The following is a 17,583-nucleotide window of genomic DNA, read 5'->3' as shown; positions in this document are numbered from 1 at the left end:
CATGCATTACACGATAGTGAAGCTGAAATCACTCAGACCTTCGATGCCGCCGGTGATCACATCACCGCGCACTACCGGACCCACACCTGCTGGCGTACCGGTATAGATCAGATCACCGGGCTTGAGTTCAACCGCCTGAGAGAGATAGCTGATGACGTCCGCTACCTGCCAGATCTGGTCGCTCAAATCACCGCGCTGACGTTTTTCACCGTTCACATCGAGCCAGATTTTACCGGCAGCCGGATGACCTGTCTGACTCACGGGTTGCAGCGGATTCGCCGGTGCGGAATCATCAAACCCTTTGGCGAAATCCCACGGACGTCCCAGTTTCTTGGCCTGCGCCTGAATATCACGACGGGTTAAATCTACGCCCACGGTATAACCCCAGACGTGTGACAGTGCGTCTTCAGCGGCAATATCTTTACCGCCTCTGGCAATCGCAACGACCAGTTCTACTTCATAATGCAGATCGTCGGTCAGCGTCGGGTACGGCACATTGCCGCTGGCGGGAACCACGGCATCAGCCGGTTTGCCAAAAAAGAAAGGCGGTTCGCGGTCAGGATCATGACCCATCTCACGGGCGTGCTCGGAATAGTTACGGCCAACACAATACACGCGGCGCAACGGAAAGCGGGCGCTCTGGCCTTCGACGGCGAGAGACGGAACTTCGGGTGCAGCAATTACATATTCAGTCATCGTATTCACTTCACAAAGTTATCGAATTAACATATTTGCAAAGCGAATCAACATTGACCAGTAAATTTATGTTACTGGTCAATGTGTCACTGTCAGGCCTTGTAACGCGGTGCGGCGTGAGCCTGCAGGAAGTTCGGTACCATTGCACTGCGCAGGGCATCAAATTCATCCCACTGTTTTTCGTCCTGCAATGGCGGAATGGTGATTTTTTCTTTGCGGTCAAAGCCCAGCAAGGCGGCATCCACCAGTTCACCCACTTCCATTACACCCGGCACTTCATCGATATTTTTGCCCGAACGTTCCCAGATTTCTGTACGCGTTGCGGCAGGTAATACGGCCTGAACGTACAGACCGCGCTCGGCCATTTCAAATTGCAGCGTCTGGCTGAAAGTCAGCACAAAGGCTTTGGTGGCGGAATACACCGCAGATTGCAACTCTGGCGTCAGCGCCATCACGGACGCGATATTAATAATCGCCCCGTCTTTATGCTTGATCAGACCGTCGAAAGCGACGCGTGAAAGACGCGCCACCGAGGTGACGTTCAGGGTGATCAGATTCCCGATGGCGTCGGCATCGCTGTTTTCAAAACCGGCTTTCAGCGAAGCCCCGGCGTTATTGATCAGCAGGGAAATCTGCGGTGTTGCACGGATAAAATCCTCAACGCGTGCCAGATCTTCGCTGCGGGTTAAGTCTGCGGGTAACACGGTGATTTTTACGCCGGTTTCATCCTGCAGGCGTTCAGCCAGTGCTTTCAGGCGCGTTGCATCACGGGCAACCAGCACTAAATCATAACCGCGTTTCGCCAGACGGTCGGCGTAAGTGGCCCCGATGCCGCTTGATGCGCCGGTGATTAAGGCCACGGACTGAGTGCGAATTGTATCTGACATAGTAGAACCTCGGTGTTGGATAGGGTGGTTTAATAATAAAACCAGGTGATTTTTAGCACTGGTGGTTTTATAATGCAACCAGATTTTTTAAACCGCATTGAGCAGGAAGTGCCATGAAACGAACCCGTCTGGAAAACACGCCTTGTCCGGCTGGCCGCGCGCTGGATCTCATCGGTGACTGGTGGACGTTGCTGATTGTCCGCGATGCGATGTACGGCCTCTCACGATTCAGTGAATTTCAGCGCAGTCTGGGGGCGGCGAAGAACATTCTCAGCTCCCGCCTGAAAGCGCTGGTTGCCGAAGGCATTATGAAGATTGAACCGGCGGCAGATGGTTCGGCGTATCAGGATTACGTGCTGACGGAAAAAGGACTGGCGCTGCAACCGGTGCTGGTTGCGCTGGGGCAGTGGGGAAGTGAATATCTGTTTGAAGCCGGCGAAGCCTGCACGCAACTGGTAGATATCGAAAATCGCCAGCCGCTGCGTAAGCTGGAAATCCATGCGCAGGACGGGCGGGTGCTGGAAAGCCGGGATATAAAGGCGATTATTCCTGAATCTTGATCGAGAATTCGGTCGACTCCCTCCCCTGCGAAGGGGGGGTTGGGGTGGGGTATTAAAGTTAAATCAATAAGTTGAAGTTTACTTAAACGAGGTGTCAGCCCTTAAAACCCCCTCCCGGCCTCCCCCTTCGCAGGGGGAGGAGCAAGGCAAAATCACGGCTTATGGGAGCAAAAAAACATTACCGCGCAATCCTCTCGTGCCAGTATTTCGTGAATTCCTCTTCGCCGTTCAGGCTGACCACCATATCGCCGCTGACGATAAAGTGCGTCAGGTCGCTGCGTAGTTCGAGGGTGATTTCTGCTTCCATCCACCAGCCTTCACGTCCCATCTTCATAGTCTGCGTCAGCAGATAGCGCGCGGATAACGGATCACTGTTACTGACCGTCAGCTCGCGCCGCAGATTGTGATCGACCGTCGTGTCGATATCATCGAAGCGGTAAACGCCTTCACCGAAAACGCCACCCACGCCGTTGGTCACGCTGGTCCAGCTGTCGGTGAGGAAATCGTAAGTGATGTTGCGATCCACGCGCCCCGGCGATAGCACAGTTTGCGGTGTCAGAGGCGCGCTTTGTGGCTCAGCAATCGGGCCGTCGATGGATACCGGCTGTTCGCACACCGGCAGGCTGAGCTGCGCACTGTGCAAATCCAGCGTCAACGTGGCGACCTCCGCCATCGGCCAGATCATCGGCCAGAAGGTGGTCGCCAGCGAGAGTCGCATCCGGTGACCGGTGGCAAAGCGGTGCGCGATACCATCCAGTTGTACCGGAACTTTGACTTTCTGACCGGGGATAAGCGGCACAGATTGATCATGGCCGTGCAGATGCGACAGATTCAGCCAGCCGTGCGTGACACGGTTTACCGAACCGTCCGGTGCAACGTCAGAAAGCCGGACGTACAACATCGCAGCCGGTTTATCGCTGCTCAGTTCGACGCTAAATTCCGGGAAGCCAAAAATGGTCAGCGGCTCGGCCAGCGGTTCGCCATCAAAGATTTCTGCCATGCCGTCATCGACACGCTGATCCGGTGGCATTTCGCCGGGCACACCGGCCCCCATCCATTCACCGGCCATCAGACCGTGATTCTGCGGTGAACAGATATTGATAACGCCTGCGTCAACGTCCGGCTGAGTATTGAGCTGGCCTCGTGTGAGCCAGCGCGGGATGTGATTGATATTGCTGGCGGTGCCGCGATCAAATCCCACCCATTCACCACGGCTGACCGGACGCATCGCCGAGGGCGGCTGGCTGTCCTGCAACCAGGTCTGGATCATCGGGCCTGCCATCGCGCCGTTGTCTTCGCCTTTCAGCCAGTGATCCCACCAGCGCACGGCTTCCTGCAGGAAACCGATCGCCGGTTCCGGTGTGCCGTCCTGCGGATAGATATGCGCCCACGGACCGAGAATGGCGCGGCGTGGCACTTTCAGATTGTCCATCAGGCGGAACACTGCATTGCTGTAGGCATCCGCCCAGCCGCCGATGGCCATCACCGGACACTGAATGGCGGACCAGTCTTCGCACACCGAACCATGCTGCCAGTATGCGTCGCGCAGCGGATGTTCCATCCACAATGCCGGGAAGAATGGCATGTTTTCCAGACGGTTCAGCCAGTCTTTGTACCACCTTTCACCGACCAGTGCGGGGTCGGAAGGTCGGCTCTGGTACGCCAGCATGATGCCGCCCCACCAGAGATTGTCATTAAGCAGGCAGCCGCCTTTGTAGTGAATATCGTCGCGGTAACGGTCGTCAGTTGAACACACGGTGATGATGGCTTTCAGGGCGGCAGGGCGGCGGGCGGCGACCTGCAGGCTGTTAAAGCCGCCCCAGGATTTCCCCATCATGCCGACGTTGCCGCTGCACCAGCGTTGTTCGGTGATCCACTCAATGACTTCCAGCGCATCGTCCTGTTCCTGCAACAGATATTCATCCGCCAGCAGTCCGTCGGATTCGCCGCTGCCGCGCATATCCACACGTACGACTGCGTAGCCGTTTCCGGCGAAAAAGCCGTGCATCGGTTCGTCGCGGGTGCGGGTGCCGTCGCGTTTGCGGTAAGGAATGTATTCGAGAATGGCCGGAACCGGCTGGTGTTCAGCGTCATCCGGCAGCCACAGGCGGGCAGCGAGACGTGTGCCGTCACTCAGCGGGATCCACAGATGTTCAGTCACGGTGACGGCGTGAGGGAATTCAGTCACGATGCGTTTGGTGCTCATAAGACTCCTGTCGAAGAAATGGCTGCCGCAGGAAGCGCCGTGCCGCGCAGGGCGAGAACCTCGTCCAGCCAGCTGGTGCGCATTTCCGGTACGGAGGTCAGCAGTTTTTCAGTGTAGCTGTGCATTGGCGCGCTGAAGACCACGTCGGTATCGCCGCTGGCGACCACCTGACCCTGATACATCACCGCCACCTGATGGGCGATCCGTTTTACCGTGCCCAGATCATGCGTGATAAACAGATACGACAGCCCGAGCTGTTGCTGTAAGCGGCGCAGCAGATTCAACACTTCTTCCGCTACCAGCGGATCGAGCGCCGACGTGGCTTCATCGCAGATAATCAGTTCCGGCTGTGCGGCCAGTGCGCGGGCGATACAGACGCGCTGCTTCTGCCCGCCGGAAAGCTCGCCGGGACGACGGTCGATCAGTTTAAGCGGCAGTTCAGTCAGGCGGAGTAACTCTTCCACGCGCTCGCGCACCTGTTTTTTGTTCATCCCAAAGTAGAAGGTCAGAGGACGGCCAATGATATCCAGCAGCGTCTGACGCGGATTCAGCGCCACGTCAGGCAACTGATAAATCATCTGCATACGGCGCAGCGTTTCTTTATTGCGCTGGTGAAAATTATGCGAAAGCGCAATGCCGTCGAAATCCACCGTGCCTTCGGTGTCGGGTAGCAATCCGACCAGCGCCCGTGCCAGCGTACTTTTGCCGCTGCCGGATTCGCCAATAATCGCCAGCGTTTTGCCACGCGGCAGTTGCAGGCTGACGTCGTGTACCACCCGTTTACCATTGTAGCCGGTGCTCAGTTTTCGCAGGGTCAGCAGCGGCTGACCGGCAGATTCATGACCATCGGCCAGCGGTGTTAGTGCGTGTTCACGCTCTGCCACCAGACGCCGCGTATATTCCTGCTGCGGGTTTTCCAGAATGGTTTGCGTACTGCCGGTTTCCACCTCTTTGCCGTGGCGTAGCACCATAATGCGGTCGGCAAGTTGTGCGACAACGGCCAGATCGTGGGTGATATACAGCGCGGCGGTGTTGAATTCACGCACCAGTTTGCGCAGCATCACCAGCACTTCAATTTGCGTGGTGACGTCCAGCGCGGTGGTCGGTTCATCCATGATCAGCAAATCAGGTTTACAGGACATCGCCATCGCAGCCATTGCGCGCTGAAGCTGGCCGCCGGAAAGCTGATGCGGATAGCGTTTGCCGATGTTTTCCGGATCCGGCAAATCCAGCGAGCGGAACAGTGAAATTGCCCACTGGCGGCTTTCTTCTTTGTTCATCAGACCGTGGCGGATCGGGCCTTCGCAGACCTGTTTTTCGATGGTCAGCGCCGGATTAAATGACGCCGCCGCGCTTTGCGCCACATACGCCACGCGCCTGCCGCGCCATTCGCGCTTTACGCTGGAAGGCTGCGAAACGATATCGGTGCCATCCAGGAAAACTTCGCCACCGGCAATGCGGCAGCCCTGACGCGCGTAGCCTAACGCTGCCAGCCCGATGGTAGACTTGCCCGCACCGGATTCACCAATCAGACCGAGCACTTCACCCGCCGCCAGTTTCAGGGAAATATCCTGCACCAGCGGCGAACCGTCGAGGGTTTCGATGCGCAGCCCGCGCATTTCTAAAATTGTGCGTGTCATGCTTCATCTCCGTGCGGCAGACTATTCCGCGCCAGCAGCCAGTCGACCACCAGATTGACCCCAATCGTCAGCAGGGCAATCGCCGCTGCCGGATACAACGGCGCGAACTGACCAAAGTTAATCGCCTGCGCGTTGTCGCGCACCATGCTGCCCCAGTCGGCATATGGCGGCTGAATGCCCAGACCTAAGAAACTTAAGCCCGCAATAAACAGGAAGGTAAAGCAGAAGCGCATCCCGAATTCCGCCAGCAGCGGCGGCAGGGCGTTGGGCAGAATTTCTTTGAACAGCACCCAGCGCAACCCTTCGCCACGAAGACGCGCAGCTTCGACGTATTCCTGACAAACAATCGCCTGCGCCACCAGCCGTGCCAGACGGAACACGCGGGTGGCGTCGAGCAGGGCGATGGTCAGCACCAGTACGGGAATGGACGTGCCCATCACCGACAATACGATCAGCGCGAAAATCAGCACCGGAATCGACATCACGGTATCGACGATACGTGACAGCACCACATCCACCCATTTTCCGTAAATTGCCGCCGTAAAGCCGGTGATAATGCCGATGATAAAAGAACTGAAAGTGATGGTCAGCGCGATGGCAATGGTGGTGCGTGCGCCAAACAGAATGCGGGAAAGCATGTCGCGCCCGAGACTGTCAGTGCCAAACGGCGTGGCGGCAGAAGGCAGCAGCCAGATGTCGCCGACCTGTTCGGTTTCGCTGTGCGGGGCGAGCCATGGCGCAAAAATAGCCGCCAGCAGGTTCACCGCAATAATCACAATCCCTATCCAGGCCGACAGCGGGATGTTAATGAAATATCGGTTCATGTGTCCCCCTTTTAGCGCGCATGGCGCAGGCGTGGATTGCACCAGATCGCCAGTAAGTCGGCGGTGGTGTTGAGGAAAATGTAAGTGCCGCCAAACAGCAGGCCACAGGCCTGAACCACCGGCAGGTCGCGCTTGGTTACCGCATCCACCATGTATTGCCCGATACCCGGATAGACAAACACCACTTCCACCAGGATCACACCGACCACCAGATAGGCCAGATTGAATGCCACCACGTTGATGATCGGTGCAAGGGCGTTTGGCAGCGCGTGCGCGACCACGATACGCCAGCGCGGAATGCCTTTAAGCACCGCGCTTTCGATATATGGGCTGGCCATCACCGCAGTGACTGAGGCGCGCGTCATGCGCAGCATGTGTGCCAGCACCACCAGCGTCAGGGTGAGCATCGGCAGGGTGCAGACGTAAAGCCGGTCGATGAACGACGAACTGCTGTCGACCATTGCCAGACTCGGGAACCAGGTCAGACGAATGGCGAAGGCGATCACCAGAATGTAGCCGACAAAAAACTCCGGCACCGAAATGCTGATGAGCGTCAGGGTATTTGCCAGCCGGTCAAAAACGGAACCGCGCCAGATGGCTGATGCGATCCCCAAACCGACAGCCAGCGGAATAGCGATCACCGCAGCGTATCCGGCGAGGAACAGCGTGTTCGCCAGACGTGGCAGCAGTTCGTCGCTGATGGCGCGACCGTTCGCCAGCGAATGCCCTAAGTCGCCGTGCATAATACCCGCCAGCCAGTGCAGATAGCGCAGCACAGACGGTTCATCCAGCCCGAGTTGCAGGCGCAACGCGGCAACGGTTTCAGGCGTGGCGCTCTGGCCTAAAATGGCCGTCGCGACGTCGCCGGGCAGCATTTCCGTGCCGATAAAAATCAGCACAGAAACCAGCCACAGCGTGATAATGCCTAACAGGATCCGCTGTAAAATCCGTTTTTTCATCATGCCTCCAGCCAGACGCGCTCGGCCAGACGACCACCCATGAAGTTGAACATCGGATGTGGCCTGATACCGCCGACTTTTTTGCTGGCTGCATCAAGATAATCGCCAAACAGCGGGATCATTGCACCGCCGTCGTCGCGCACGATACTTTGCAGTTCACCATAGATTTCAGCGCGTTTGCCTTCATCAAGCAGGGAACGGGCCTGCAACAGCAGGGCATCAAACTTCTCATCTTTCCAGTGGGTGTCGTTCCATTTGGCAGTCGACTGATACGCGGTGGAGAACATCTGGTCAGCCGTCGGACGTCCGCCCCAGTAACCCATGCTGAACGGGGCTTTCATCCATACATCGTCCCAGTAGCTGTCGGCGGGCTGGCGTTTGATGTTGACCTGAATGCCGCCTTTTTGTGCTTGCCCCTGGAACAGGGCGGCGGCGTCGAGCGCACCGGCAAAAGCGGCGTCAGAGGAGGACAGTTCGATGTTGAGATCCGTCAGACCGGCTTTTTTCAGGTAGAACTTCGATTTGTCCGGATCGTAAACGCGCTGTTCCAGGCTGTGATTGAAGAAGCGGTCTGTCTTCGGGATCGGATGGTCGTTGCCCAGCGAACCGTAGCCGCGCAGCACGGTATCGAGGATTTTCTGACGGTCGATGCCGTGTTTAATTGCCATGCGCACATCGTTGTTGTTGTACGGTGCGACGCTGCAATCCATCAGGAAGGTGAAATGCTGACCGCCGGATGAACGCACAATGTTCAGTGCCGGGCTGCGTTTAAGGAAATCGACGGTTTTGAAATCGACACGGTTAATCGCGTGAACCTGGCCGGAAATCAGGGCATTGGTGCGGGCGGTCGGGTCGTTGATGACCAGCACTTCCACGGCATCAACAAAGGCGCGATCCGGCTTCCAGTAGTTCGGGTTGCGTTTGAACAGCGATCGCACGCCCGGTTCGTACTGATCAAAGATAAAACCGCCGGTACCGATCGGATGCGACCAGTCGGTAAAGCCGTTGGGTACCACCACCAGATGGTAATCCGCCAGCAGATACGGCAGGTCGGCGTTGCCACTTTCAAGCGTGATCAGGATCTGGTTGTCGCCCTGTTTGGTCAGACCGGTAATCGGGGCCAGTTGAGTTTTGATGGCGCTTTTGGATTTGTCGCCGCGATGCAGGTTGATGGAATAAAGAATGTCATCTGCATCCAGGTTTTTACCATTATGGAAGGTGACGCCATCACGAACGGTAAACACCCACTCGGTGGCACCGGGTTTGGCTTCCCAGGCGGAGAACAATTCAGGCGTGGCTTTGTTATTTTCATCAATTTCAATCAGGCCGTTCATCAGCATATATGCCTGATTTAATGGCACCCAGTCGCTGAATAATGTTGGGTCCAGCGTATCACTGGTATTTCCCCCTGACATACCCAGTTTTAATATGCCGCCTTTTTTCGGCTCAGCAGCAAAAGCAGAGAACGGTGAAAAGCCCATAGCACTGGTAATACCCACAGCGGAAACGCTGGTAATAAAGCCGCGACGGCTAAGTTGTGCATCCTGCATTAATTTCGTCAAAGGGGAATTATTATCTTTCATTAATTATCTCCATAGTACGTGCTGGAATTTTATAGGTGCAGGCGAAATACCCCGGGTGTTTCTAAATTGGCGCAATGGATTGCCTTGATGATTTATATCAAAACCCCCTGTTGAACTTGCATGAGAATTTATCATGAGGGTATGCGAAAAATGCGCGGCAGAACACCCTGAAAAGCTTTATTTTTCTCAGCTATCAACGTCTGGAAAGGGAAGTGACCGGTGGAACTGCATACGGTTGTCGGTTTAATTGGCGTGTTTTGCTATCTTCTGGCTTATGCGCTGGTTCAAATGCGCAGGCTAGCGGTTGATGCTAACAGTTACGCCTATCTTAATATAATCGGCGGCGTGTTTGGCCTGTATTCGTTAAGTCATGATTTCAACCTTGCATCCTGTATTTCGCAGTCATGCTGGCTGTTATTCACATTAATTGGTATGAATTCTGCGAGAAAACGCAGATATCTGGAAAAAAACAAAATACCGCCAGCCGATGTCAATTCATAATATTTTATTATGACGTCGGATTATTATTATTTTTCATAAATCACTGTGAACATGATCTCGTCAATCCTGCTGAATATTCATTGCCAGACCGGATATCCGGCCTGGCAAATTCATTCACTTTACGGCTGTTTTAACCAGTTAATGACTTTATGCACCACAGGTTTGAGGAACCGGTCCTGCGGCGTCAGCATGTAGCATTTTCCGGCGGCAGCCAGTTTGCCGGGATGTGCGGCGACCAGTTGGCCGTTATTGATGTAATCCTGCACCAGTCCTTCCCAGCCCAGCAAAATCCCATCTCCCAGCACCGCCGACTGCACCAGAAACGGATAGTTGTTGGCCCGCCATGTTCTGCGCGGCGTGACGAAGCTGACGTCCTGCGACGCAAACCAGTCGCGCCAGCCGGTCCATTCGCGTTGCGGGTCATCCTGAATAAGCAATGTCTGTTCAAGTAAATCGGCGGCGCTGGCGTCAGGTGGCATACGGCTGAGGAATGACGGCGAGCACATCGGATAACAGACTTCGTCAAACAGCGCCTGTACGTGATAACCGGGCGGTGGCTCGCGCAGATAGAAGATAGCCAGATCAAATTCTGATGACTTGAGATCTGAAAAGCTGTCGGAAATCTTCATGCGGATTTGCAGGTCGGGCAGCAACTGGCGCAACGAGGAAAGACGCGACGAAAGCCACAGGCCGCTCATGGCGCTGGTGCAGGCCAGCGTGACCTGCGGCAAACCGTTCCAGCCCATGACTTCCGCCGTGGATTGCGAAATATCGCCCAGTAATTTACGCACTTGTTGCGCATAGGTTTCACCGCGCGGCGTCAGGGTCGTTTTACGCTGGGCGCGCTGGAAAAGCTTACAACCGAGCATTTCCTCCAGTTGAATGATCTGGCGGCTGATGGCGCTTTGGGTAAGATTCAGCTCGTCGGCTGCCCGGGAAAAACTGCAATAACGCGCCACGCATTCAAAAGCCACCAGCGTGTTCAGTGGCGGTAACGGTTCTATCTGCACGGTAAAAGTGTCTCCGGATGGACGTTTAGCAGTTTTCCAGCATCTGAGAAATCGTCAGGCCCACCTGCTGGATGGCGCGTTCAGTTTTTGCTGTCAGGGGCTGTGCATAATTGATGCGCAGGCAATTGCGGTATTTGCCAGAAGCAGAGAATATCGAACCGATGGCAATTTGCACTAAATGCTCTTCGAGCAGCCGGTTCAGCCGCTGCGTATCCACGCGTTCATCAAGTTCGATCCACAGCAAAAAACCGCCCTGAGGGCGGCTAACCCGGGAGCCGCACGGAAAATATTTCATCACCCAGTCAGTCATGGTGCACAGATTGCGCTGGTACTGGTTACGTATCCGGCGCATGTGCTGCAGATAATGCCCCTGTTTGATGAAATCCGCGATAGCGATTTGTGGCAGCGTAGCCGAGGCGCCGGTGGTGATGTATTTCATGTGCAGCGCACGGTCGTGATAGCGACCCGGCGCGATCCAGCCGACGCGTAAACCGGGCGCCAGCGTTTTGGAAAACGAACTGCACAGCAATACGCGGCCATCTTCATCGAAAGAGGTAATGGTGGCAGGGCGCGGATACTGATACGCCAGTTCACCATAAACATCGTCTTCGATAATGGCGATATCGTAGCGTTGCGCCAGACGCAGCAGGCTTTTCTTACGGTCATCAGGCATGTTGTAACCGAGCGGATTATTGCAGTTGGGCGTCAGTTGTATGGCTTTGACCGGCCACTGTTCCAGTGCCATTTCCAGCGCTTCCAGACTGATCCCGGTCACCGGATCGGTCGGGATTTCCAGCGCTTTCATGCCAAAACCTTTCAGGGTTTGCATCGCCCCGTGAAAACTCGGCGAATCCACCGCCACGATATCGCCGTGTTCGCAGACCGAACGGATGGCGATAGACAGCGCTTCATGACAACCGGTGGTGATCAGAATATTGCTGGCATCCATATGGCTGCCGCTGTCAATCATCAGACGGGCGATCTGTTCGCGTAATTCTTCCGAGCCGTAAATGCTGTCGTAATGAAACGCGTTGAGATTCTGATGCTGGCCGGCGCGCCCCATCAGGCGGCTGAGGGGCCTGAGCGTGGCAGCCGTAACATCCGGCGAGCCCCGCCCGAGCTGCACCACGCCGGGACGGTGCGGGGAAGTAATCAGTTCGAGTACCTGATCCCACTGGGAAATATCCACCGGACGTTGTGTCGGGCGGCAAACCGCCGGAAGCGCTGCCTGCAAGCGTGCATCTTTGACAAAGTAGCCTGATTTTGGTCGTGCCTCCACCAGCTGTTTTTCTTCCAGCACGCGGTAGGCCTGCTGAACCGTGCTGACGCTGACGCCATGTTCACTGCTTAACACCCGCACCGAAGGCAGCCGGATACCCGCCGGATACAGCCCCTGCTCAATACGGTCACTCAAGACATTTGCCAGATTTTCGTAACGATTCATTATCTTTTCCTCAACGCCTGCGCAAAGAAAGCAGTACAGATGGACACAATCTAACGCTGAATCTGTCATCAGATCCAGATCTGTATGGTCGAAATATAAAAAAACTGAATCTGTAATGTTTTTACTGTTTGTAAGATCCTGATGTCAGGTCGTCAACGGGAGCAGAATATGAAAAATATCATTGAAGAACGGCAGTTTGCCGGATGTGAGACACGCGTTTGTGCTGATATCTTGGGGGCGGATAGGGCAGTACAGATGCCGCAAAAAAAGAGCGGATGGATAAAACAGTTGTTTGCTATAGTGCATGGCTGGAATGAGCGCCGCGTCAGCCGCAAGATTTTGCATTCGCTGAGTGCTGATCAATTGAAAGATATCGGGCTGGCGAAATCGGATATCGACAGAGAGTATCCGAAAGCTATTTGGCCGAACTGGCCTAAATGAAATACCCGTCATCTTTCGTGCGCCAGATGCGTTGGCTGCGCTCATGCGCCCCGGTCACTTACTGATGTAAGTGACCGGGGACTTTCTCACTTGCCGCCTTCCTGGCACCCGTAAGCTATAGGGTATTGACTTTATTCAGGTATAAAAAAACCCGATGAAATTATCGGGCTTTTTCGTCACTCAAAGCTTTCTTACTTCACCTGCATACCCGGCTGTGCGCCGGAATCCGGGCTGAGCAGGAAGATGTCTTTTCCGCCTGGGCCCGCCGCCATCACCATCCCTTCAGAGATGCCGAAGCGCATTTTACGCGGTGCGAGGTTAGCGACCATGATGGTCAGACGGCCTTCCAGTGCTTTCGGATCAGGATACGCAGAGCGGATACCGGAGAAAATCTGACGGGTTTCACCGCCCAGATCCAGTTGCAAACGAAGCAGTTTGTCTGAACCTTCCACAAAATCAGCGCTCTTGATCAGGGCAATACGCATATCCACTTTGGCGAAATCATCAAACGTGATGGTTTCCTGAATCGGGTCATCGGCCAGCGGACCGGTTGCCGGTACTTTGGCGGCTGCGATGTCTTCTTTCGAGGCATCAACCATCGCGGTGACTTTATCCAGTTCGATACGGTTAAACAGCGCTTTGAACGGATTTACCTGATGCGACAACAATGGTTGGGCAATCGCGTCCCAGTCCAGTGTGGTATTCAGGAAGGCTTCTGTGCGCTCTGACAGTGAAGGCAGAACCGGCTTCAGATAGGTCATCAGTACGCGGAACAGGTTGATGCCCATTGAGCAGATGGCCTGCAGGTCGGCATCACGGCCTTCCTGTTTTGCGACAACCCACGGCGCCTGTTCATCGACATAACGGTTTGCCAGGTCAGCCAGCGCCATGATTTCGCGGATTGCACGGCCTGATTCACGGCTGTCATACGCCTGAGCAATGCTTTCAGCGGCATCGGTGAAGGTTTTGTACAGCGTTTCATCGGCCAGCGTGTCAGCCAGTTTGCCGTCAAAACGTTTGGCGATGAAACCGGCATTACGTGAGGCCAGGTTAACCACTTTGTTCACGATATCAGCGTTAACGCGCTGCACGAAATCTTCCAGATTCAGGTCGATATCGTCGATGCGTGAAGACAGTTTCGCGGTGTAGTAATAACGCAGGCAGTCCGCATCCAGATGGTTCAGATAAGTGCTGGCTTTGATAAACGTGCCACGCGACTTGGACATTTTTGCGCCGTTGACGGTGACATAACCGTGCACAAACAGGTTGGTCGGCTTGCGGAAACCGCTGCCTTCCAGCATGGCAGGCCAGAACAGGCTGTGGAAATAAACGATGTCTTTACCGATAAAGTGATACAGCTCGGTGGTGGAATCTTTTTTCCAGAACTCGTCAAAATTCAGGTCACTGCGGCGGTCGCACAGGTTTTTGAATGAACCCATGTAGCCGATTGGCGCGTCCAGCCAGACGTAGAAATATTTGCCCGGCGCATCAGGAATTTCAAAGCCGAAGTATGGCGCATCGCGTGAGATATCCCACTGTTGCAGACCATGCTCGAACCACTCCTGCATTTTGTTTGCCACTTGTTCCTGCAACGCGCCCGAACGGGTCCACGCCTGCAACATCGCGCTGAATTCAGGTAAGTCAAAGAAGTAGTGCTCGGAATCACGCAACACCGGCGTCGCACCGGAGACCACAGATTTCGGGTCAATCAGTTCCGTCGGGCTGTAGGTTGCGCCACACACTTCACAGTTATCGCCGTACTGATCCGGTGATTTACATTTCGGGCAGGTGCCTTTAACGAAACGGTCTGGCAGGAACATGCCTTTCTCAGGATCGTACAACTGCGAAATGGTGCGGTTTTTGATAAAACCGTTTTCTTTCAGACGACCATAAATCAGCGCAGACAGCTCACGGTTTTCGTCGCTGTGCGTGGAGTGATAGTTGTCGTAGCTGATGCCGAAGCCGGCGAAATCTTTCTGATGCTCCTGGCTCATTTCGGCAATCATCTCTTCCGGCCTGATACCGAGCTGCTGCGCTTTCAGCATGATCGGGGTGCCGTGTGCATCGTCCGCACAGATGAAATGCACTTCATTGCCGCGCATTCGCTGGTAACGGACCCAGACGTCAGCCTGGATGTGCTCGAGCATGTGACCGAGATGGATGGATCCGTTGGCGTACGGAAGTGCACAGGTTACCAAAATTTTTTTCGCGACTTGAGCCATAGTAAGAGCTTGCTTTCTGTAGTTGAAATCAGGGGCATTGATGTTAACCGAAAGCGCCGCCCCGCGTAAACAAACGGGGGATCTCCTTACGTGTGTTCTGTTATGCTTATGGATAGATAAATAGTCTGATAACCCCCTTTCAAGGAGCCGGGATGACATCTCAATCCCCACAGCAGACCACACCCGCAGGGCTGCGCGCACTCGTGACCGGCGTACTGGCCACCTTCCGCCATTCCACACTGCAAAAAGATTTGCCCGCGATGAAAGCGTTGCATCACTGCGTGTTAATGGATGACGTTTTACATATTGATCTGACCCTGCCGTTCGCCTGGAACAGTGGTTTTGATGTATTAAAAGAACAAACCAGCAGCGAATTGTTGCGGGTGACCGGTGCTTCGGCCATTCAGTGGAATCTGCGCCACGATATTGCCACCATCAAACGGGCAAACGATCAGCCGGGTATCAAAGGTGTGCGCAATATTCTGGCGGTCAGTTCGGGTAAAGGCGGGGTAGGGAAATCGACCACGGCGGTGAACCTGGCGCTGGCGCTGGCAGCAGAAGGTGCCAAAGTCGGTATTCTGGACGCCGATATTTACGGCCCGTCAGTACCGAATATGCTGGGCACTGAGGAAGAACGCCCGACCTCGCCGGACGGCGTGCACATGTCGCCGATTATGGCACACGGCCTGGCGACCAACTCGATTGGCTATCTGGTGACGGATGAAAATGCCATGGTGTGGCGCGGGCCGATGGCCAGTAAAGCGCTGATGCAGATGCTTCAGGATACGCTGTGGCCTGATCTGGATTATCTGGTCATCGATTTGCCGCCGGGTACGGGTGATATTCAGCTGACGCTGTCGCAAAACATCCCGGTTACCGCCGCCTTAGTGGTCACGACGCCGCAGGATATTGCGCTGCTCGATGCAATGAAAGGCATCGTGATGTTTGAAAAAGTGCATGTGCCGGTTCTGGGGATTGTAGAGAACATGAGTATGCATGTGTGCAGCAACTGCGGGCATCACGAACCGATTTTCGGTACCGGTGGCGCACAACGTCTGGCTGAGAAATACCGCTGTGATTTACTGGCGCAATTGCCGCTGCATATTTCGTTGCGTGAAGATTTAGATCGTGGTGAGCCAACAGTTGTTTCCAATCCTGAAAGTGAATTCACGGCAATTTACCGTGAGCTGGCGGCAAAAATTGCGTCACAACTGTTCTGGAAAGGCGATGCCATCCCGACAGAAATTGCCTTCAGAGCCGTTTAATCCCCCAACTCTGTGAATTATTACCTGATGTCAGCGATTACACAGCCTTAACGCTGGCATCGGGCAGTGTGTTGTACTTATAATTGGCGCGTTCAAAGCATATATCTGTGCTTGCCTTCCAACTTCCAAATCAGGTCTTTAATTTTATGTCTGACAAATTCCATCAGTGTGTCATCGTGGGTATCGCTGGCGCATCTGCTTCGGGAAAAAGCCTCATCGCCAGTACGTTATACCGTGAACTTCGTGATCAGGTCGGTGATGAGCATATCGGGGTGATCCCGGAAGATTGCTACTATAAAGACCAAAGTCACATGACCATGGAAGAGCGGGTCAAAACCAACTACGACCATCCCAGTGCGATGGACCACAATTTGCTGTTCCAGCATTTACAGGCAATGAAGTCTGGTCAGGCGATTGAATTGCCAAGCTACAGTTTCATTGAGCATACCCGTCTGCCTGAGACGGTGACCCTTAAACCGAAGAAAGTGATTATCCTGGAAGGGATCCTGCTCCTGACCGATGCACGTTTGCGTGACGAAATGAATTTCTCCATTTTCGTCGATACTCCGCTGGATATCTGTCTGATGCGCCGTATGAAGCGTGACGTCAATGAACGTGGTCGTTCGATGGATTCTGTGATGGCGCAGTATCAGAAAACGGTTCGTCCAATGTTCCTGCAATTTATCGAGCCTTCAAAACAATACGCAGACATCATTGTGCCGCGCGGCGGCAAAAACCGGATTGCGATTGATATCCTCAAGGCTAAAATCAGCCAGTTCTTCAATTAATCGCGGAACAATCCGTTAAAACCATACCGGAGATACGATGAGACTTTGCGACCGAGATATAGAGGCCTGGCTGGACAGCGGCAAATTAGGTATTTCACCCCGTCCTCCGGTCGAACGGATTAATGGTGCAACGGTAGATGTGCGTCTGGGTAACGGATTTCGCGTTTTCCTCGGGCACAATGCGGGTTATATCGATCTGAGTGGCCCTAAAGACGAAGTCAGCGCTGCACTCGATAAAGTGATGAGTGATGAGATTGTGTTGCCGGAAGGCGAGGCGTTCTTCCTGCATCCGGGCGAACTGGCACTGGCGGTGACCTTTGAGTCTGTCACCATTCCTGACGATCTGGTGGGCTGGCTGGACGGACGCTCTTCACTGGCGCGTCTCGGGCTGATGGTGCACGTGACCGCACACCGCATTGATCCGGGCTGGCAGGGGCGTATTGTTCTCGAGTTTTATAATTCAGGTAAGCTCCCGCTGGCGCTTCGCCCGGGAATGTTGATTGGCGCGCTGAGTTTTGAACCGTTATCCGGTTCTGCTGCACGGCCATACAATAGCC

16 protein-coding genes are annotated in these 17,583 nt (G+C 54.6%); 6 read left to right on the top strand and 10 right to left on the bottom strand.

The window, feature by feature from the left end; genetic code table 11:
• Positions 1-6: 6 nt before the first annotated feature.
• Positions 7-696 (bottom strand): fumarylacetoacetate hydrolase family protein, encoded by a 690-nt coding sequence (locus AC1DUO_RS16495; RefSeq protein WP_013575050.1) that lies wholly within the window; start codon positions 694-696, stop codon positions 7-9.
• A gap of 92 nt (positions 697-788) precedes the next feature.
• The gene (locus tag AC1DUO_RS16490) at positions 789-1,583 is read right to left on the bottom strand and encodes an SDR family NAD(P)-dependent oxidoreductase (protein ID WP_015689686.1); all 795 of its coding nucleotides are present in this window, start codon (positions 1,581-1,583) and stop codon (positions 789-791) included.
• A gap of 113 nt (positions 1,584-1,696) precedes the next feature.
• On the opposite strand from AC1DUO_RS16490, the gene AC1DUO_RS16485 reads away from it, so the two are divergent.
• Complete coding sequence (locus tag AC1DUO_RS16485) at positions 1,697-2,143, top strand: winged helix-turn-helix transcriptional regulator (RefSeq protein ID WP_013575052.1); 447 nt, start codon at positions 1,697-1,699, stop codon at positions 2,141-2,143.
• Positions 2,144-2,321: 178 nt separating this feature from the next.
• On the opposite strand, the gene AC1DUO_RS16480 is transcribed toward AC1DUO_RS16485, so the two are convergent.
• From AC1DUO_RS16480 to AC1DUO_RS16460, 5 genes are read right to left on the bottom strand one after another with little or no spacing between them, the layout of a single operon-like run.
• The gene (locus tag AC1DUO_RS16480) at positions 2,322-4,349 is read right to left on the bottom strand and encodes a CocE/NonD family hydrolase (protein ID WP_112198091.1); all 2,028 of its coding nucleotides are present in this window, start codon (positions 4,347-4,349) and stop codon (positions 2,322-2,324) included.
• Entirely contained in the window at positions 4,346-5,989 is a 1,644-nt protein-coding gene (locus AC1DUO_RS16475) for an ABC transporter ATP-binding protein (protein WP_112198090.1), read from the bottom strand. Before AC1DUO_RS16475 ends, AC1DUO_RS16480 begins: the two co-directional genes overlap by 4 nt.
• The gene (locus AC1DUO_RS16470) at positions 5,986-6,813 is read right to left on the bottom strand and encodes an ABC transporter permease (protein WP_013575055.1); all 828 of its coding nucleotides are present in this window, start codon (positions 6,811-6,813) and stop codon (positions 5,986-5,988) included. The genes AC1DUO_RS16475 and AC1DUO_RS16470 overlap by 4 nt, the downstream gene beginning before the upstream one ends.
• 11 nt (positions 6,814-6,824) lie before the next feature.
• Positions 6,825-7,772 carry an ABC transporter permease gene (locus tag AC1DUO_RS16465; protein WP_013575056.1) on the bottom strand — a complete coding sequence of 316 codons (948 nt, stop codon included), beginning with the start codon at positions 7,770-7,772 and terminating at the stop codon, positions 6,825-6,827.
• Positions 7,772-9,355, bottom strand: coding sequence for an ABC transporter substrate-binding protein (locus tag AC1DUO_RS16460; RefSeq protein ID WP_153375914.1), 1,584 nt, complete (start codon positions 9,353-9,355; stop codon positions 7,772-7,774). The genes AC1DUO_RS16465 and AC1DUO_RS16460 overlap by 1 nt, the downstream gene beginning before the upstream one ends.
• A gap of 219 nt (positions 9,356-9,574) precedes the next feature.
• Here AC1DUO_RS16460 and AC1DUO_RS16455 point away from each other — a divergent pair, with 219 nt between their 5' ends.
• Positions 9,575-9,856, top strand: coding sequence for a CBU_0592 family membrane protein (locus AC1DUO_RS16455; RefSeq protein WP_013575058.1), 282 nt, complete (start codon positions 9,575-9,577; stop codon positions 9,854-9,856).
• 119 nt (positions 9,857-9,975) lie between these two features.
• On the opposite strand, the gene AC1DUO_RS16450 is transcribed toward AC1DUO_RS16455, so the two are convergent.
• Both AC1DUO_RS16450 and AC1DUO_RS16445 read right to left on the bottom strand, forming a co-directional pair.
• The gene (locus tag AC1DUO_RS16450; protein ID WP_013575059.1) at positions 9,976-10,866 is read right to left on the bottom strand and encodes a LysR substrate-binding domain-containing protein; all 891 of its coding nucleotides are present in this window, start codon (positions 10,864-10,866) and stop codon (positions 9,976-9,978) included.
• A gap of 25 nt (positions 10,867-10,891) precedes the next feature.
• Entirely contained in the window at positions 10,892-12,310 is a 1,419-nt protein-coding gene (locus AC1DUO_RS16445) for an aminotransferase-like domain-containing protein (RefSeq protein ID WP_013575060.1), read from the bottom strand.
• A 168-nt stretch (positions 12,311-12,478) separates the two neighbouring features.
• On the opposite strand from AC1DUO_RS16445, the gene AC1DUO_RS16440 reads away from it, so the two are divergent.
• Positions 12,479-12,751, top strand: a complete 273-nt coding sequence (locus AC1DUO_RS16440) for a DUF1127 domain-containing protein (protein ID WP_015689690.1) — start codon at positions 12,479-12,481, stop codon at positions 12,749-12,751.
• Positions 12,752-12,942: 191 nt separating this feature from the next.
• Here AC1DUO_RS16440 and metG read toward each other — a convergent pair whose 3' ends face one another.
• Positions 12,943-15,132, bottom strand: coding sequence for a methionine--tRNA ligase (gene metG / locus AC1DUO_RS16435; RefSeq protein ID WP_255611161.1), 2,190 nt, complete (start codon positions 15,130-15,132; stop codon positions 12,943-12,945).
• On the opposite strand from metG, the gene apbC reads away from it, so the two are divergent.
• The 3 genes from apbC to dcd all read left to right on the top strand — a co-directional run.
• On the top strand, positions 15,126-16,238 hold the full coding sequence (gene apbC / locus AC1DUO_RS16430; RefSeq protein WP_013575063.1) for an iron-sulfur cluster carrier protein ApbC: 1,113 nt from the start codon (positions 15,126-15,128) through the stop codon (positions 16,236-16,238). The genes metG and apbC overlap by 7 nt on opposite strands.
• A 146-nt stretch (positions 16,239-16,384) precedes the next feature.
• Positions 16,385-17,026, top strand: a complete 642-nt coding sequence (udk, locus tag AC1DUO_RS16425; RefSeq protein ID WP_013575064.1) for a uridine kinase — start codon at positions 16,385-16,387, stop codon at positions 17,024-17,026.
• Between the two features lie 37 nt (positions 17,027-17,063).
• The coding region (gene dcd, locus AC1DUO_RS16420; protein WP_477987998.1) for a dCTP deaminase at positions 17,064-17,583 on the top strand (520 nt) is incomplete at its 3' end.

Source organism: Rahnella sp. P4_A8 (assembly GCF_056402435.1).
Note: the sequence above shows the minus strand (reverse complement) of the source record. Positions and strands in the feature narration are given on the sequence as shown.

Bases quoted from the DNA above. Each gene is read 5' to 3' on its own strand.
- AC1DUO_RS16440 (WP_015689690.1), top strand. From the start codon at position 12,479: ATGAAAAATATCATTGAAGAACGGCAGTTTGCCGGATGTGAGACACGC.
- AC1DUO_RS16465 (WP_013575056.1), bottom strand. From the start codon at position 7,772: ATGAAAAAACGGATTTTACAGCGGATCCTGTTAGGCATTATCACGCTG.
- AC1DUO_RS16485 (WP_013575052.1), top strand. From the start codon at position 1,697: ATGAAACGAACCCGTCTGGAAAACACGCCTTGTCCGGCTGGCCGCGCG.
- AC1DUO_RS16460 (WP_153375914.1), bottom strand. From the start codon at position 9,355: ATGAAAGATAATAATTCCCCTTTGACGAAATTAATGCAGGATGCACAA.
- AC1DUO_RS16475 (WP_112198090.1), bottom strand. From the start codon at position 5,989: ATGACACGCACAATTTTAGAAATGCGCGGGCTGCGCATCGAAACCCTC.
- udk (WP_013575064.1), top strand. From the start codon at position 16,385: ATGTCTGACAAATTCCATCAGTGTGTCATCGTGGGTATCGCTGGCGCA.
- AC1DUO_RS16490 (WP_015689686.1), bottom strand. From the start codon at position 1,583: ATGTCAGATACAATTCGCACTCAGTCCGTGGCCTTAATCACCGGCGCA.
- AC1DUO_RS16480 (WP_112198091.1), bottom strand. From the start codon at position 4,349: ATGAGCACCAAACGCATCGTGACTGAATTCCCTCACGCCGTCACCGTG.
- metG (WP_255611161.1), bottom strand. From the start codon at position 15,132: ATGTCATCCCGGCTCCTTGAAAGGGGGTTATCAGACTATTTATCTATC.
- apbC (WP_013575063.1), top strand. From the start codon at position 15,126: ATGACATCTCAATCCCCACAGCAGACCACACCCGCAGGGCTGCGCGCA.
- AC1DUO_RS16445 (WP_013575060.1), bottom strand. From the start codon at position 12,310: ATGAATCGTTACGAAAATCTGGCAAATGTCTTGAGTGACCGTATTGAG.
- AC1DUO_RS16495 (WP_013575050.1), bottom strand. From the start codon at position 696: ATGACTGAATATGTAATTGCTGCACCCGAAGTTCCGTCTCTCGCCGTC.
- AC1DUO_RS16470 (WP_013575055.1), bottom strand. From the start codon at position 6,813: ATGAACCGATATTTCATTAACATCCCGCTGTCGGCCTGGATAGGGATT.